The following is a 16,791-nucleotide window of genomic DNA, read 5'->3' as shown; positions in this document are numbered from 1 at the left end:
TCGCTGGTGGTCCTTCTTGGAAAGCTAAGCGGTTTTTGAAGCTCAGGCCCGCGCGATGACCTCGCCGTTGGGGATCAGGAACCAGCCGTCGTCGGTGGAACCCCAGCGGTGCCAGCCCGCGGAGATCCGGGCAAGGTCAGCGGCGTTAGCGAAGCCGTACTCAAGAGCCTGGTCCGCGAAAGCCGAGTGCAGTACCCGTTCGCCCCAGACCCGGGCCTGCCACCGGCGCTGCTGGCCCGTGGCGTACAGCCAGTTGCTGCTGGTGGGGGCCACATCCGTGAATCCCGCCGCCTGCGCCCATGAGACAAGGCGGCGTCCGGCGTCGGGTTCGGCGCCGTTGCGGCGGGCAATGCGCTGGTACAGCTCCATCCATTCGTCCAGTTCCGGGATGGCGGGGTACCAGCTCATGCCGTGGAAATCGGCGTCGCGCACTGCCACGATGCCGCCCGGCTTGGCTACCCGGCGCATTTCGCGCAAAGCCTCAACAGGGTCCGTGAGGTGCTGGAGCACCTGGTGGGCGTGGACGACGTCGAACGTTTCGTCGTCGAAGTCCAGATCGTAGATGTTCCCGGCCACGAACTCGACGTTATCCACGCTGCGTTCGGCGGCCAGTTCGGCGGCGTGGGTGATCACATCCGGGGAGCGGTCCAGCCCGGTGACGTGCCCGGGCGCCACGAGGGCGGCGAAGTCGCAGGTGATGCTGCCCGGCCCGCAGCCCACGTCAAGGACCGAGCTGCCCGGGGCAAGGTACGGGATCACGAACGCGGCGGAATTCTCGGCCGTCCGTGAGGCATGGGCACGGACCACGGACTCATGGTGTCCGTGCGTGTACACATCTTCAGGCTGCTGCGCACTCATAAGGAAACGCTACCGCCCCGACGGGAAAATGCGCGGCAATCCGGCGGACCAAAACAGGCAGTTAATTGTGCTTCGCCGTCAGTTTCCCAGCTTCTGCGGCCCGCCGTTCTGCGGAAGATTGGAGGAGTGGGAAACAACAAAGCCGGCACTTCAGAGGGGCTCGGGCTGTTCCGGGCAACAGGCATCTATGTGGGCGCAATCCTCGGATCGGGCATCCTGGTGCTCCCGGCCATCGCCGCCCGGGAAGCGGGTCCGGCCTCGCTGCTGGCCTGGGCGGCGTTGCTGGTGTTCTGCACACCCGTCGCCTTCAGCTTCGCTGAGATGAGCCGCCAGGAGCCCGACGCCGGCGGGATTGCCCACTTTGTGACCCGGGCTTTCGGGCGCCGCGCCTCGGTGGTTGCCGGCTACCTGTTCTACTTCGCGATCCCGTTTGGCGCTCCCGCCACGGCGGTGATCGGCGGCAACTACATCGCCAATGCACTGGGCGGCGGCCAGGGGACTGCGCTAGTGGCCGCGGCGCTGCTGCTGGCGGCCGGGTTCGCGAGCAACGCCGTCGGAATAAGGTTGTCCAGCCGCCTCCAACTGGTGCTGATGGTCCTGCTCGTGGCGCTGCTGGCGCTCGCCGTTGCCGTGGCCGCCCCCTTTGCGAAAGCGGAGAATTTCCAACCGTTCGCGCCGCACGGCTACTTGGCCGTGGGCGGAGTGGCCAGCCTGCTGTTTTTCTGCTTCGCCGGGTGGGAGGCAGTGACGCACCTGGCGGCCGAGTTCCGCGATCCCGGCCGCGACCTCAGGCGCGCCACGTGGCTGACGCTCGTCGTCGTCGGTGTGGTGTACATCGGGGTCGTGGCAGCCTCGGTGGCCGTGCTGGGCCCGGCCCTGCCCGGAAGCGCGGTGCCGGTCGCCGACCTGCTCGAAAAGGGGCTGGGGCCGCTGGCTGCCCCGCTGACCGCGGTTGCTGCGGCTGTGCTGACATTCGGTCCGCTCAACACGTTCATTGCCGGTGCCAGCCGGCTCGGTTCCAGGCTGGCGGCCGACGGCGTGCTGCCGCCGGCGATGGCGCGCGGCGGCGGGCCGGGCGAGGTGCCCTCCGTGAGCCTCGCCGTCCTGGCCGGGATGACTTTCCTGTCGTTCGGGGCGGCAGTGTCCGGGCTGGCCAGCATGCAGTTCCAGATCGGCGCGGCCTCGGCCTGCTTCACCGCGGTGACGGCCTTCGGGCTCGCTGCGGGCACGCGGCTGCTGCGGCCCGGGACGCCGGCGTGGTTCGGCGTCATCGTCGCGGCGGCGGTGATGCTGCTGATCCTGCTTTTTAGTGGCTGGGCGCTGGCGGTTCCGGCGCTGCTGTCCGCTGCTGCGGTGTGGTCGGGGGCGCGTTTCCTGCCGGTTCCTGCGCGGCCGCTTCCTGTGCTGCGCTGATGGTCGCCCCGATCATGGATTCCATGAAGCGGGCGGCGACCTCCAGCTCCGCGGCGGTGAACTCCGCCATGGCGGCGCCCATGTGGCGGGCCAGCGGAAGGAACATGGCGCCACCGTCGCGGTAGGCCTTGGGCGTCATCCGAAGCTGGACCTGCCGGCGGTCCGCTCCCTGGCGTTCGCGCACCACGTGTCCCGAACCGTGCAGCCGGTCGATGAGCGCCGTGGTGGCGGGGGAGCTGAGGTTGAGTTCCTTGCGGAGCACACCGGGGGTGACAATCTGGTCCTTGGCGGCATGGCGCATGATCACGGCCAGGGCATTGAGGTCCGTGCGGTGCATGTCATTGCGTCCGCCGGCTGAGTCCACATACCGGTTGGCCTCAAGCGTGAACTCCTGCAGCAGCCGGACGAGGCCCTGGGGCGCGGCCGGTTCGGGGCGCACGGATGACTCTTCTGACACGGCGACCCTCCTTCTGCAATGGCTTGTTCGGTAGTGGCTGTCCAACTGCGCCAGCCTAGCCAAAATTCTCTCACCGACGGCTCTGAGCAACTATTTGTGCCCAAGTGCTTATCTCCATGATGGAGATAGTCTACTATGGAGTAAATTCTACTCCTCCGACTCACCCCCAGAAGGACACATGAAACAGAGGCATCCCGGCACCGCGCACGTCCCGTTCTGGCTCCGCTGGCTGATCCCCGTCCTGCTCGTCATCACCTGGCTGGCCATCGCCGGCGTCGGCGGACCCACTTTCGGCCGCCTCGACGAAGTGTCCTCCAATAACCAGGCGTCCTTCCTGCCTGCCGGCGCCGAGGCCACCGAAGCGCAGGACTGGCAGGCAAAGTTCAGGGACTCTGACGAGATACCGGCCGTCATCGTCGTCGAAAGCGAGTCCGCCTTCACTCCTGCGCAACTGGGCGAGGCCGCCGCCCTCAAGGACAAGCTCGCGGAACTGCAGGCAGGCAGCGCGGTTATCGGTCCCATCCCGTCGGAGGACGGCAGCGCGGTCCAGTTCGTAGTGCCCATATCCTCGTCGGGGGAGGTCAAGGAAATCGTCCAGGAGCTCCGCCAGGAAGTTCAGGAGTCAGCCCCGGACGGAATGCAGACATTCGTCACGGGCCCCGCCGGACTCACGGCTGACCTGGTGAGCGCCTTCGCGGGCATCGACGGCATCCTGCTGCTGGTGGCACTCGCCGCCGTGTTCATCATCCTGCTGATTGTGTACCGCTCGTTGCTCCTTCCCATCGCAGTGCTTTTCACCTCGGTGTTCGCGCTGTGTGCGGCCATCCTGCTGGTGTTCGGCATGGCCAAGCTTGGCTGGATCCAGCTCAGCGGCCAAAGCCAGGGCATCCTCTCCATCCTGGTGATCGGTGCCGCGACGGACTATGCCCTGCTCTATGTGGCCAGGTTCCGCGAAGCGCTGACCCACACCACCAACCGCACTTCCGCCGTCCTGACGGCCTGGAAAGCCTCCTTTGAACCCATCCTGGCCTCGGGTGCCACGGTGATCATCGCCCTGCTGTGCCTGCTCTTTTCCGACCTCAACTCCAACAAGGCGCTAGGTCCGGTGGCCGCCGCCGGTATCCTGTGCTCGCTTTTTGCAGCCCTCACCCTGCTCCCGGCCCTGATGGCCCTGCTGGGCCGCGCCGCCTTCTGGCCGTTCCGTCCCAAGCTGATTCCCGAGACCGAGCGCGAACCGGAACTGGTCACCGGCCTCGAAGGCCAGAAGGGCCTGTGGCGGGCCACAGGCTCCCTCGTTTCCCGCCGGCCCCGTGCCGTCTGGGTCGCGTCGGTGCTCCTGCTCCTGGCGGCTTCCGCGGGCATCCTTCAGCTGAAGGCCAACGGAGTGCCGCAGACGGACGTCATCCTCACCGCCTCCAACGCGGTGGACGGCCAGGACGCCCTGGCGCGCCATTTCGATGCCGGCTCCGGCAGCCCCGCGGTGATCGTCGCCGACGAAGCGAAGGCGCAGGAGGTGCTGGACAAGACCAAAGCGACCGACGGCGTCGGCGATGCCTACCTCCTGGCGGAGGGGAGCGTGCCGATCACAGGGGCCCCGGGTGCACCAAGCGCACCTGATGTCCGCGAGGGGAAGGTTCTGATCAACGCCACCCTGAACTACGCGGCGGACTCCAGCGACGCCGAGAACGTCGTGGTGAAGCTCCGCGAGGATCTGAAGAAGATCGACGACGGCGCGCTGGTGGGCGGTGTCACGGCCACTGCGCTGGACACCAATACCACGGCCCAGCGCGACCTGATCGTCATCATCCCTGTGGTCCTCGCCGTCATCCTGCTGATCCTCATTCTGCTGCTGCGCTCCGTGCTGGCTCCGGTTCTGCTCGTGGCCTCAGTGGTTCTTTCCTACGGCGCCGCCATGGGAGTTTCAGCCCTGGTGTTCAACAACATCTTCGGGTTCCCGGGGGCCGATGCCACGGTTCCGCTGTTCGGCTTCGTTTTCCTGGTGGCACTGGGCGTGGACTACAACATCTTCCTGATGAGCAGGGTCCGGGAGGAGTCCCTCAAGCACGGCACCAGGCCCGGGATCCTGCGGGGACTCGGTGTGACCGGCGGCGTCATTACGTCCGCGGGTGTGGTCCTCGCCGCAACCTTCGCGGCGCTGGGCGTCATCCCCATCATGTTCCTGGTCCAGCTCGCCTTCATCGTGGCCTTCGGGGTCCTGCTGGACACGGTGCTGGTCCGCTCGCTGCTGGTCCCGGCGCTTGCCTACGATCTGGGCGGACGGATCTGGTGGCCCAGCAAGCTGGGGCGGCTGGACGACGACGGGCGGGCATCCGGCGGCGCACGTGATGCCAAGGGCAGCCTGGAAACGGACCTGGAGGGCGCCGCGCGCAGTTAGGCGCAGTGGCGGCGTCACGCCACGCGCATTTTTAGGACTCCATCCAGGGTGCGGCCGTGAATTTACGCGGCCGCACCCTTCGTGGTTGGCCAAAAGCCTGCTCTGCGTGACGTCCAACGGCTCAGCCCTGCGCCCGCCACCACGCCACAGTGGCTGCTGCGGCTTCCGGCAGCGGAGTCGGATGCAGGCCCAGGGCGTCCTCGCTGGCGTGCGAATCCATCACGAACGGCCGCTCGAACTGGTACAGCATCTCAGCCAGCTCACGGGTGCCGCCGGAGAACAATCCCATGGCCCGGAGGGCCCAGCCCGGCACTGCGCCCATTTTGGGAGCGGGCACTCCGCCGGCTTCCGCGAAGGCCGCCGCAAGCCGGCGCTGGGTGACCGCCGGGCCCGTGGGCGCGTGCCACACCCGGTTCCACAAAGCCGGCGTCTGCGCGGCGCGGATCATTGCAGCGGCAAGGTCCGGCACGTACGTGAAGGAATGCGGCTGGTCCGCGCTGCCGATCACCAGTAGCCGCTTTCCGGCCAGCACCGCCGGCACGATGCGCTCGCCGGCGTGGGAGTTCCGAACGCGCGGGCCGAAGAAATCGCCCGCCACCACGCTGACGGTATTCGTGGGGGAGGCCGCCCGCGCCTTCAGCAGCGCTGTACGGACACCGCGCTTTCCGCCCTGCGCCTCGCGGGGGCTGTCCTCCGCCATCACAGCGTCCGGCCTGCTGTAGGAGTACAGGCTTTCTGGAAATACGACGACGGCGCCCGCCTCGCCGGCCGCCGCCAACACAGCTTCCTCTGCCCTGGGGAGCTCCCGCCGCCATGCGTCCGCAGCGTAGGCGGAGCCGTGGATGCAATGGAAAACAGCGGCCGCTCCGGCGAACGCTTCCTCCAGTAATGCTGGATTGGCGACGTCTACAGACATCCTCTCGATGAGGGCGTGGTCCGGGCCGCTGCCGGAACGGGTCAGTACCCGCACGCGCTTGCCCTGGCCCGCAAGCTGCTCGGCCACGGTCCAGCCCACCGGGCCGGCGCCGGTGACCACATAAAGTTCGGGCATTGGATTCTCTTTCCTCGGGATCTTCAGTCTGCTCTGGAATCTTGAGAGCGCCGCTCTCGAAATAAGGATGCTCGGCAGGGCGCCCAAAGTCAAGAGCACTGCTCTCAATTGTTGACAGTGCTCTAAAGCGTGGAATGCTGGAGGCATGCCAGCCATCAACGACTCCATCCCTGCGCCGCGTACGCCGCGGGAGCGTGCCCGGGCGCAGACCACCGCCGATATCGTCCGGCTGGGCCGGGAACACCTGGCCGTCCATGGTGCGGCGGCCCTGTCGCTGCGGGCGGTCGCCCGGGACCTCGGCGTGGTGTCCTCGGCCGTCTACCGGTACGTGCAGAACCGGGACGAACTCCTCACCCTGCTGCTGATCGACGCTTACAGCGAGCTGGGCGACGAGGTGGAGGCCGCCGTCGCCCGCGTGGCCGAAACGGATTTTGCCGGGCGGTTCCAGGCGCTGGGGCGCGCCGTCCGCGGCTGGGCCGTCCGTGAGCCCGCCCGTTATGCACTGCTGTTCGGCAGTCCGGTGCCCGGGTACCGGGCTCCGGCGGAGCGGACCATCGGACCCGGGACCAGGGTGATCCGCAGCCTGACCGCCATTGTCGACGCCGCCTGGCGGGCGGGCGCCTTGCGCGCCGAGCCGGTGCCGGCGGCCGGGGCGCCTGCGCCCGCGGTGCCGCCGCTGTTGGCGGGCGACCTGGCGGCGATCCGGGAAGAGCTCGGGCTGGCTATTCCGGACGGGCTGCTGGCGCGCGGTGCGCTGGTCTGGACTTCGCTCTTCGGTGCCATCAGCTTCGAAATTTTTGGCCAGTACGGGGAAGGTACCTTTGTGGCGAAAGACGCATTATTCGAGCACCATCTGCAGGTTCTGGCCGGTGTAGCCGGACTCGAATGACTGCCGCAGCCCCGATAGGAGCAGAGTGGCAACTCCCACTTTGTGAGCGCTAACAAGTTTTTCTTGTATCTCAATTTACAACGATATAAAGTGTGTTTCAGCCCACAGTTGTCCGGCCCGCCCCTAAGGGCCGCAGCAGCCGGACAGTCGGCGATTTTTACCAACGGCTACGTCCAAAGGAGTGACGGTGAAGCAAGTTGATTCACGCCCGATGCAAATGACCCGCAGGCAATTGCTGCTCGGGGGCGGGGTGCTCGCAGGCAGCCTTACCCTCGGAGCGAGCCTGACGGGCTGCGGGGGCGCGGCCCAGGCGGCGGCCAACGACATCCGCTTCTGGCACCTGCTCTCCGGCGGAGACGGCATCAAGATGATGGCCATGATCGACAAGGTCAATACGGACCACGCAGACTTCAGGGTCAAGCCCACCGTGCTGGCATGGGGTGCGCCGTATTACACCAAGCTGGCCATGGCCTCCGCCGGCGGCCGGCCCCCGGAGGTGGCCGTGATGCATGCCGCCAGGGTGCCGGGCTACGCTCCTGGCGGACTGCTGGATGCCTGGGACCTGGACCTGCTGGCGGAGTTCGGCGTGCGTCCGGAGGACTTCGGCCCCAGGATCTGGGAGAAGAGCCAGTTCAACGGCAAGGTATTTTCGCTGGCACTGGACTCACACCCGTTCGTGATGCTCTACAACACCGAAGTGGCGGACAAGGCCGGCGTCCTGGGGAAGGACGGCCGGCTGGCTGAGATCTCCTCGCCGTCGCAGTTCCTGGAGGTAAGCCGTGAACTGCAGCGCGTCACCGGCAAACACGGGCTCTCCTACGGATACCTGGGCGACGGCGCGCAGATGTGGCGGCTGTTCTACACGCTCTACCGCCAACATGGCGCGGACTTCGTGCTGGAGCCGGGCAAACCCGCCCAGGTGGAGCGGGACGTGGCCATCGACTGCCTGGAGTTCATCACGTCTCTGCTGGATAACACCATCTCCACGAAGAGCGGCGACGGCGGGACTGCCATCGCGGAGTTCGCCGGCTCGGGGTCGGGGCTGCTTTTTACCGGCGTGTGGGAGCTGCCCACCATGAAGACAGCAGGTGTTCCGTTCGGTGCCAGCACCATCCCGACCCTCTTTGGAACGCCGGCAGCCTTCGCCGACTCGCACTCGTTCGTGCTGCCGCACCAGGCCCGGCTGGACGAAGCCAAGCGCCGCGGCGTCTACCAGTTCGTGGCGTCGATGCTCAAGGGTTCCCTGAGCTGGGCCGAAGCCGGACACATCCCGGCCTACCAGCCGGTGGTGAAGTCCAAGGAATACGCGGCACTGAAGCCGCAGGCGGACTATGCCCAGGCGGCGGACATCATCAACTACGATCCCGTGGCCTGGTTCACCGGTTCGGGATCCGATTTCCAAGGCTACTTCGCCGAGAACGTCCAGAACGTGTTCCTCGGACGGGACAAGGCCGCGGACGGCTGGGATGCCTTTATGAAGCGCATCAACACTGTCCTTGCGATGCCGAACCCGGTGTGAGCACGGCATCCGGCATGGCCGCCGAATCCCGCCTGAACATTGACCCGCCCGTGGCAAAGTCCGTGACAAAGGAGTCCTCATGAGCACTGCCCGCACCACAGCGCCCGCAGCAAAATCAGCGCCCGCAGCAAAACCAGCGCCCGTGGCGAAATCGCTGCGCTCCCGGCGCGACGACATCCACGGCTGGGCCTTCTCCGCCCCGTTCCTGGCCTTCTTCCTGATGTTCCTGGTCTGGCCCATGATTTCCGGGGCAGTCATGAGCCTGACCGGAAAGTCCCTCACGGGCGCCAATAGCGGGTTCATCGGCCTGGCCAACTACAGCGAGGCGTTCGCCGACTCGGACATGTGGCGATCGCTGGGGAACACGCTGTACTTCACGCTGATCAGCACCGTGCCGCTGGTGGTCATCGCCCTGGCGCTGGCAGCACTGGTCAATATGGGCCTTCCCGCGCAGTGGCTGTGGCGGCTCTCCTTCTTCTCCCCGTTCCTGCTCGCCTCCACCGTGGTCTCGCTGTTCTTTGCCTGGATGTACAACCCGGAGCTCGGGCTGTTCAACGACATGCTCGCAAATCTCGGCATCCCGCCGGTGGCGTGGCTGAACGATCCCGCGGTGGCGATGTGGGCCGTGGTGATCGCCACAGTGTGGTGGACCGTCGGCTTCAACTTCCTCCTCTACCTGGCCGCGCTGCAGAACATCCCGCAGCAGCACTATGAAGCCGCCTCGCTCGACGGCGCCGGAGGCTGGCGCCAGTTCTTCTCCATCAGCCTTCCCCAGCTCGGCCCCACCACAGTGATGATCGTGATCCTGCAGATCCTCGCGTCCTTGAAGGTCTTCGACCAGATTTACCAGATGACCGAAGGCGGACCGGGCGGAGCGACGCGTTCCATCGTGCAGTACATCTTCGAGGCCGGTTTCACGGGCTACCGGCTGGGCTACTCCGCAGCCATTTCCTACATCTTCTTCGGCCTGATCCTGGTCATCGCGCTGGCGCAGGTCTTCATCACACGGAAAAGGAGCGCCTAGCCATGGCCACCACCACACTTTCCAAACCCGCGCTCCAGCCCAAGGGCCATGCCGAAACCGTGACCAACCGGCGTGCGAAGACCCCGCTGTCCCGCGTCCTTGCCACCGTCGTCGTGTCTGTCCTCGCTGTTGCGTGGCTGGTGCCCTTTGCCTGGGCCACTGTCACCGCGCTGAAGAGCGAAACCGACGCCGCGTCCACCCCCATCAGCTGGATTCCAGCGTCGGGCTTTACCCTCGATGCCTTTGCCAAAGTGCTGCAGAGCGGCAATATTCCCACCTGGACGCTCAATTCGCTGTTCACGTCAGCGGCCATCACTGCCATCACGCTGGTGATTTCAGCCTCCGTCGCCTACGCGATTTCGCGGATCGATTTCCGCGGGAAGAGGATGCTGATGGGCGTGATCGTGGCCTCCATCATCATCCCGCCGCCGGTGCTGATCATCCCGCTGTTCCAGCAGATGCAGTCCCTGAACCTGATCGACACCTACTGGGCGCTGATCCTCCCGCAGGTGATCCACTCGCCCATGGTGTTCGTGCTCAAGAAATTCTTTGACCAGATCCCGCGTGAACTCGAGGAAGCCGCGCTGATGGACGGTGCCGGACGGCTGCGGATCTTCACCACGATCGTGCTGCCGCTGTCCCGGCCCATCCTGGCCGCCGTCGCGATCTTCGTGTTCATCGGGGCCTGGAACAACTTCCTGTGGCCGTTCATCGCCACCAACGAGAGCTCACTGCTCACCCTGCCGGTGGGCCTGCAGACCATCAAGAGCGCCTACGGCATCCAGTACGCCCAGAACATGGCGTCCGCGCTGCTGGCCGCACTGCCGCTCATCGTCGTCTTCCTCTTTTTCCAGCGCCAGATCATCAGGGGCGTGGCCACCACCGGCCTGGCCGGCACCTAAGCCATCCCGACACCCCGCACCATCCAACCCAAGCCAAAACCAGGACAGGAGCAAAATGTCCCGCGCACGCATCACCATTGACCGCGACTTCACCGTAGCCGAGGTTCCCCGCCGGATCTTCGGATCTTTCGTCGAGCACATGGGCCGCTGTGTCTACACCGGCATCTACGAACCGGGGCATCCCCGGGCCGATGAGCGCGGTTTCCGCCGCGACGTCATGGACCTCGTCAAGGAGCTTGGCGCCACCGTGGTCCGCTATCCCGGCGGCAACTTCGTCTCCGGCTACAACTGGGAGGACGGCGTCGGGCCCGTGGCGGAGCGGCCGCGCCGGCTTGACGGCGCCTGGCACACGCTGGAAACGAACGCCTTCGGCCTGCACGAATTTGTGGACTGGTCCCGGGAAGCCGGCGTGGAGGTCATGGAAGCGGTCAACCTGGGCACCCGCGGCGTCGACGCAGCCCGTGAGCTCGTGGAATACGCCAATATTCAGTCCGGCACCCGGCTGTCCGACCTGCGCCGCAAGAACGGCCACGAGGATCCGTTCAACATCAAGCTGTGGTGCCTCGGCAACGAGATGGACGGACCCTGGCAGATCGGGCACAAGACCGCCGAGGAATACGGCCGGCTGGCGCAGGAGGCCGCCAAGGCCATGCGCTTCGTGGATCCGGACATCGAACTCGTGGCGTGCGGCAGCTCCAACTCGGGGATGCCCACCTTCGGCGCCTGGGAGCAGACGGTCCTGACCCACACCTACGAGCAGGTGGACTATGTCTCGCTGCACGCCTACTACCAGGAGCACGACGGCGACGCCGGCAGTTTCCTGGCCAGCGCGGTGGACATGGACTACTTCATCGAATCCGTGGTCGCCACCGCGGACGCAGTCCGGGCCAAGGGCAAGCACAAGAAGCACATCAACCTGTCCTTCGACGAGTGGAACGTCTGGTACACCCGGCCGGGCGACGCGGACAGCCCTGAGCAGGTGGGCAAGCACGGCTGGCGTGAGCACCCCCGTGTGATCGAGGACCAGTACAACGTGACGGACGCGGTCGTCGTCGGGACCTTCCTGAACTCCCTGCTCCGGCACGGTGACCGCGTCAAGATCGCCAACCAGGCGCAGCTGGTCAACGTGATCGCCCCCATCCTCAGTGAGGAAAACGGCCCGGCATGGAAGCAGACCATCTTCCATCCCTTCGCCCGCATGGCTGAGCTGGCGCACGGTCAGATCCTCCGGCTCGCCGTGGACTCGGACAAGCACAGCAACGCCAAGTTCGGCGATGCCGACCTCGTGGACGTCAGTGCCACTTGGAACGAGGAAACCGGCCGCATCGCGCTGTTCCTGGCCAACCGCGGACTGGAAGAAGCCGCCGACGTCGAAGTGGTCCTTCGCGGCTTCGACGCCCGGCAGGTGGTCCGGGCCGACGTGCTTCGCATCCCGGACGGTGCCGACCGGTTCATCACCAACACACAGGCAAACCCCGGTGCAGTGGGCCTCGTCCCGCTGGAAGGCGTCAAGGCCGCCGGCGGCGAAGTCCGCGCGAGCCTGCCCGCTCTTTCCTGGGCGGCCATCGAACTGGAGGTCGTGCGCAACTAAACAGCGGCGATCCGGCGCAGGAACGCACGACGGCGGGCGGCACCTTTCGGGGCCGCCCGCCGTCGGTTTGCGGGCCGGGTCCCGCGCCGTTACCGGTCTCCGTTCGCCCCTGTTGAAGCGCCGGGCGGATGGATAGACTGCCCCTGCGCCCGTCCGGGCGTCCATGGCTTCCAGGAGGGAACCGTCCGTGTCAGAGAACAGCGAAATGTCACAGAACAGCGAATTTGAAGCGGAAGAGCAGCGCAGCACCGAACCCGCTCCGGCAGTCGAAGGCGAAAGCGGCCAGTACGTCGAAGGCGACTACGGAGCGGCCGGCGCTGTTCCGGATGAGGCGGTGGGGGCCGTCGAAGGTGGGTATGAGTCTGGCGACTACGGGGTGGCCGGAGCCGGCCAGGAGCAGGCGGCGGGCGGCGTCGAAGGCGAGTACGAAGCCGGCGACTACGGCAAGGCCGGCGCCACCGGCGAGAACCTGGTGACAGGCGAGGAAGCAGAGTATCCGGACGGCGACTACGGTACTGCCGGTACTGCCGGTACTGCCGGTACTGCCGGTACGGCCGGCACTGCTGAAGCCCCGGCTGCCGAGGAGCACAGGCTCGTCGAGGACGAAGTGCCTGTGAAGGACGAAGCCGTCGACGACGACTTGCCGCGAGACACTCCCTGACTGTTGACCCGCTCCCGCGGACCGCGAGTGACGCCCGGGGGAGGGTTTCACGCACAGCGAAACCCTCCCCCGTAGTCAGCCGTGCCTGGCGGAATTCCGCGGATCGGCGCGATTTTCCGGCCTCCCCTGCGCCCGCTCCGTGACGTCCAAATCCAAAGTTGAGCGGATGTGACTCAACTTTGGATTGACTTAAATCCGGCCGTGGGTAGAGTTGAGTGTAGATCGCTCAATCAGTGGGCGTGCCTGAATCTCGACCAGCGTTTCCACGGAAAGAAGGAAGCAACACATGTCACGTGCAGTAGGTATCGACCTCGGAACCACCAACTCCGTCGTCTCCGTTCTCGAAGGTGGCGAGCCCACCGTTATTGCCAACGCCGAGGGTGGCCGCACCACGCCGTCCGTCGTTGCGTTCTCCAAGTCCGGCGAAGTCCTGGTCGGCGAGATCGCCAAGCGCCAGGCCGTCAACAACATCGACCGCACCATCGCCTCCGTCAAGCGCCACATGGGCACCGACTGGACCGTCGGTATTGACGACAAGAAGTACACCGCGCAGGAAATCTCCGCGCGCATCCTGATGAAGCTGAAGAACGACGCCGAGTCCTACTTGGGCGAAAAGGTCACCGACGCCGTCGTCACCGTTCCTGCGTACTTCAACGACGCCCAGCGCCAGGCCACCAAGGAAGCCGGCGAAATCGCCGGCCTCAACGTCCTCCGCATTGTCAACGAGCCCACCGCTGCGGCCCTGGCCTACGGCCTGGACAAGGGCAAAGAAGACGAACTCATCCTCGTCTTCGACCTCGGCGGCGGAACCTTCGACGTCTCCCTCCTCGAAGTCGGCAAGGACGAAGACAACTTCTCCACCATCCAGGTCCGCGCCACCGCCGGTGACAACCACCTCGGCGGCGACGACTGGGACCAGCGCGTCGTTGACTACCTGCTGAACCAGCTCAAGGTCAAGGGCATCGACCTGTCCAAGGACAAGATCGCCCTGCAGCGCCTGCGCGAGGCCTCCGAGCAGGCCAAGAAGGAACTCTCTTCCTCCACCAGCACCAACGTCTCCCTCCAGTACCTCTCCGTCACCCCCGACGGCCCGGTCCACCTGGACGAGCAGCTGACCCGCGCCAAGTTCCAGGACCTGACCAAGGACCTGCTGGACCGCACCAAGAAGCCGTTCCAGGACGTCATCAAGGAAGCCGGCATCAAGCTCTCCGAGATCGACCACATCGTGCTCGTGGGCGGTTCCACCCGTATGCCCGCCGTGTACGAACTCGTCAAGGAGCTCGCCGGCGGCAAGGAGCCCAACAAGGGCGTCAACCCGGATGAGGTCGTCGCCGTCGGCGCAGCCCTCCAGGCTGGCGTGCTGAAGGGCGAGCGCAAGGACGTCCTCCTGATCGACGTCACCCCGCTGTCCCTCGGCATCGAAACCAAGGGCGGCATCATGACGCACCTGATCGAGCGCAACACGGCCATCCCCACCAAGCGTTCCGAGACCTTCACCACGGCTGACGACAACCAGCCGTCCGTGGCCATCCAGGTCTTCCAGGGCGAGCGCGAGTTCACCCGGGACAACAAGCCGCTGGGCACGTTCGAGCTGACCGGCATCGCACCGGCCCCCCGTGGCGTTCCGCAGGTCGAGGTCACCTTCGACATCGACGCCAACGGCATCGTGCACGTCTCGGCGAAGGACAAGGGCACCGGCAAGGAACAGTCCATGACCATCACCGGCGGCACCGCGCTGTCCAAGGAAGACATTGACCGTATGGTCAAGGACGCCGAGGAGCACGCAGCCGAGGACAAGGCCCGCCGCGAGGCAACCGACACCCGCAACACTGCCGAGCAGCTCGCCTACTCCGTGGACAAGCTGATCGCGGACAACGCCGACAAGCTGCCTGAAGAGGTCAAGACCGAGGTCAAGGCCGACGTCGACGCCCTGAAGAAGGCCCTTGAAGGCACGGACGACGCAGCGGTGAAGACCGCCTTTGAGAAGCTGCAGGCTTCCCAGAGCAAGCTCGGCGAAGCCATCTACGCCCAGGCCGGTTCGCCGGACGGCGCCACGGGTGCCGCAGGTGCAGAAGGTGCCCACGCCGGGTCCGGTGACGCCAAGGCCGATGAAGACATCGTCGACGCCGAAATCGTTGACGAAGACGAGAAGAAGTAATCATGCCGCATCACGGTAACGAAGAGGAGCACCACTCTTCCAAAGACCATGGCCGCGACAACCAGGAGAACGAGCCGCAGAAACCGGTGATCCACGACAACCGCAAGGTTGATCCGAAGACCGGCCAGGCCCGCCACCCTGACCAGGAACACGCCGCCACGGGAAGTCACGGTTCCGGGGACGCATTGTCCCAGGCCGAGGACATCCTCAACAGCGTTGAGGTTCCGGCCGAGGAATCGGTGGCCCAGGGCGTAGGCGCGGAGGAGGCGGAGGAACTCAGGAACGACCTCCGCCGCCTGCAGGCCGAGTACGTCAACTACCGCAAGCGCGTGGAACGTGACCGTGCCGTGGCAGGGGAGATGGCCGTCATCGGCGTCCTGAACTCGCTGCTTCCGGTACTGGACGACGTCGACGCCGCCCGGCAGCACGGCGACCTCGCCGACGGCCCGTTCGCCGCGATCGCCGCCAAGCTGGAGAACGCGCTGAAGACCTACGGCCTGGTGCGCATCGATGAGACCGGCGTGGAGTTCGATCCCACGATCCACGAAGCCCTCATCCAGCAGCCCGGCCCGGACGTCGAAATCGACACCGTCAGCCAGGTCCTGCGCTCCGGCTACAAGTCAGGCGAGCGGGTCCTCCGGGCAGCACAGGTTATCGTCGCAGTGCCGGCCTAGCTCAACCGGCGCCACGGGCGGCTAATGTCGCCTAAGGTGAGTTGATTACAGGCTCGGAGCGATACATGGGCACCGGGAGTGGCATCGGGCCTGCCGGAGCGTGGTGGCTTGGTCCGTAAGGACCAAGCCACCACGCGAAGGGGCGGGGGCCCATGTATCGCGCAGAGCCCGCCACAGTAGAACTTGAAAGGAAACGCCATTGGCTAGCCAGGACTGGGTCGACAAGGACTTCTACAAGATCCTTGGAGTCGCCAAGGACGCTTCCGACGCCGATATCAAGAAGGCTTACCGGAAGCTTGCGCGGCAGCACCACCCGGACACCAATGCGGGGGACGTCGCGTCCGAGAAGAAATTCAAGGACATCTCCGAGGCTTACTCCGTGCTTTCGGATCCGGACGAGCGCCAGCAGTATGACGCCATCCGTGCCATGGGCGGCGGCGCCCGGTTTGCCCCTGGCGGCGGGGGCGGCGCGGCCGGAGGTGCCGGCTTCGAAGACCTCTTCGGCGGCCTCTTCACCGGTGGCGGCGGGCGCCACTCCGGCGGCTACAGCACCTCGGGCGGCATTCCGCCGGAGTTCGCCGATCTCTTCGGCGGACAGTTCGGCGGGCCCGGCTCCGGAGCGGGATTCCAGCGTGCTCCGCAGAAGGGCGCCGACCGTACGGCCACCACCACGATTTCCTTCGCCGGTTCCATTCGCGGCACCACCATCGGGCTACGCGAACCGGACGGAGACGTCATCGACGTCCGTGTTCCCGCCGGCATCAAAGACGGCCAGAAAGTCCGTGTCCGCGGCAAGGGCCAGTACGGCCCGGCCGGCAACGGCGACCTGATGGTCACCGTCAATGTAAAGGGCCATGATTTCTACACGCGCGACGGCGACAACCTCCGCATCCATGTTCCGGTCACCTTTCCGGAGGCTGCGTTGGGCGCTGACATCGAAGTACCGACGATCGACGGCGAAAAGGTCAAGGTCCGTGTTCCCGCTGGGACGCCCTCCGGGCGGACCCTGCGGGTCAAGGGTCGCGGAGTCAAGCACGCGAAGGCGACCGGTGACCTGCTCGTGACCATCGACGTCGTGGTTCCGCAGAAGCTGACCAAGGAGGCGGAGGACGCCGTGAAGGCGTTCGCTGCAGCCACGGACGGACACGATGTGCGGGCCGGACTGGCCGCCAAGGCACGTCTCTAGGGAACACACGGAC

At 66.1% G+C, this 16,791-nt stretch carries 14 protein-coding genes; 11 read left to right on the top strand and 3 right to left on the bottom strand.

Annotation, left to right across the window (positions count from 1 at the left end; genetic code table 11):
* Positions 1–42: 42 nt before the first annotated feature.
* The gene (locus ASF98_RS22010) at positions 43–858 is read right to left on the bottom strand and encodes a methyltransferase domain-containing protein (RefSeq protein WP_055807158.1); all 816 of its coding nucleotides are present in this window, start codon (positions 856–858) and stop codon (positions 43–45) included.
* A gap of 126 nt (positions 859–984) precedes the next feature.
* Here ASF98_RS22010 and ASF98_RS22005 point away from each other — a divergent pair, with 126 nt between their 5' ends.
* Positions 985–2,271, top strand: coding sequence for an APC family permease (locus ASF98_RS22005; protein WP_235506127.1), 1,287 nt, complete (start codon positions 985–987; stop codon positions 2,269–2,271).
* On the opposite strand, the gene ASF98_RS22000 is transcribed toward ASF98_RS22005, so the two are convergent.
* Positions 2,165–2,728: a MarR family winged helix-turn-helix transcriptional regulator gene (locus tag ASF98_RS22000; protein WP_082507007.1), complete on the bottom strand. Its 564-nt coding sequence runs from the start codon at positions 2,726–2,728 to the stop codon at positions 2,165–2,167. The genes ASF98_RS22005 and ASF98_RS22000 overlap by 107 nt on opposite strands.
* Before the next feature lie 178 nt (positions 2,729–2,906).
* Here ASF98_RS22000 and ASF98_RS21995 point away from each other — a divergent pair, with 178 nt between their 5' ends.
* The gene (locus tag ASF98_RS21995; RefSeq protein ID WP_055806899.1) at positions 2,907–5,123 is read left to right on the top strand and encodes an MMPL family transporter; all 2,217 of its coding nucleotides are present in this window, start codon (positions 2,907–2,909) and stop codon (positions 5,121–5,123) included.
* A gap of 121 nt (positions 5,124–5,244) precedes the next feature.
* Here the strand turns inward: ASF98_RS21995 and ASF98_RS21990 are convergent, their stop codons facing one another.
* On the bottom strand, positions 5,245–6,174 hold the full coding sequence (locus tag ASF98_RS21990; protein ID WP_055806897.1) for an NAD-dependent epimerase/dehydratase family protein: 930 nt from the start codon (positions 6,172–6,174) through the stop codon (positions 5,245–5,247).
* 145 nt (positions 6,175–6,319) lie between these two features.
* Here ASF98_RS21990 and ASF98_RS21985 point away from each other — a divergent pair, with 145 nt between their 5' ends.
* From ASF98_RS21985 to ASF98_RS21945, 9 genes are all read left to right on the top strand, one after another.
* Positions 6,320–7,063: a TetR/AcrR family transcriptional regulator gene (locus tag ASF98_RS21985; protein ID WP_055806894.1), complete on the top strand. Its 744-nt coding sequence runs from the start codon at positions 6,320–6,322 to the stop codon at positions 7,061–7,063.
* Between the two features lie 187 nt (positions 7,064–7,250).
* Positions 7,251–8,582: an extracellular solute-binding protein gene (locus tag ASF98_RS21980; protein ID WP_055806892.1), complete on the top strand. Its 1,332-nt coding sequence runs from the start codon at positions 7,251–7,253 to the stop codon at positions 8,580–8,582.
* A 79-nt stretch (positions 8,583–8,661) separates the two neighbouring features.
* Entirely contained in the window at positions 8,662–9,606 is a 945-nt protein-coding gene (locus tag ASF98_RS21975) for a carbohydrate ABC transporter permease (RefSeq protein WP_055806889.1), read from the top strand.
* 2 nt (positions 9,607–9,608) lie between these two features.
* Entirely contained in the window at positions 9,609–10,508 is a 900-nt protein-coding gene (locus ASF98_RS21970; RefSeq protein WP_055806886.1) for a carbohydrate ABC transporter permease, read from the top strand.
* A gap of 55 nt (positions 10,509–10,563) precedes the next feature.
* Positions 10,564–12,099, top strand: a complete 1,536-nt coding sequence (arfA, locus tag ASF98_RS21965) for an arabinosylfuranosidase ArfA (RefSeq protein ID WP_055806883.1) — start codon at positions 10,564–10,566, stop codon at positions 12,097–12,099.
* 205 nt (positions 12,100–12,304) lie between these two features.
* Complete coding sequence (locus ASF98_RS21960; protein ID WP_235506126.1) at positions 12,305–12,760, top strand: hypothetical protein; 456 nt, start codon at positions 12,305–12,307, stop codon at positions 12,758–12,760.
* Between the two features lie 286 nt (positions 12,761–13,046).
* Entirely contained in the window at positions 13,047–14,918 is a 1,872-nt protein-coding gene (dnaK, locus tag ASF98_RS21955) for a molecular chaperone DnaK (protein WP_055806880.1), read from the top strand.
* A gap of 2 nt (positions 14,919–14,920) precedes the next feature.
* Positions 14,921–15,592 carry a nucleotide exchange factor GrpE gene (locus tag ASF98_RS21950; RefSeq protein WP_055806877.1) on the top strand — a complete coding sequence of 224 codons (672 nt, stop codon included), beginning with the start codon at positions 14,921–14,923 and terminating at the stop codon, positions 15,590–15,592.
* Between the two features lie 199 nt (positions 15,593–15,791).
* On the top strand, positions 15,792–16,778 hold the full coding sequence (locus ASF98_RS21945; RefSeq protein WP_055806874.1) for a DnaJ C-terminal domain-containing protein: 987 nt from the start codon (positions 15,792–15,794) through the stop codon (positions 16,776–16,778).
* Positions 16,779–16,791 lie beyond the last annotated feature (13 nt).

The sequence above is a fragment of the Arthrobacter sp. Leaf337 genome (assembly GCF_001423745.1).
GTDB lineage: Bacteria > Actinomycetota > Actinomycetes > Actinomycetales > Micrococcaceae > Arthrobacter.
This window is presented reverse-complemented; position numbering and strand designations above follow the sequence as displayed.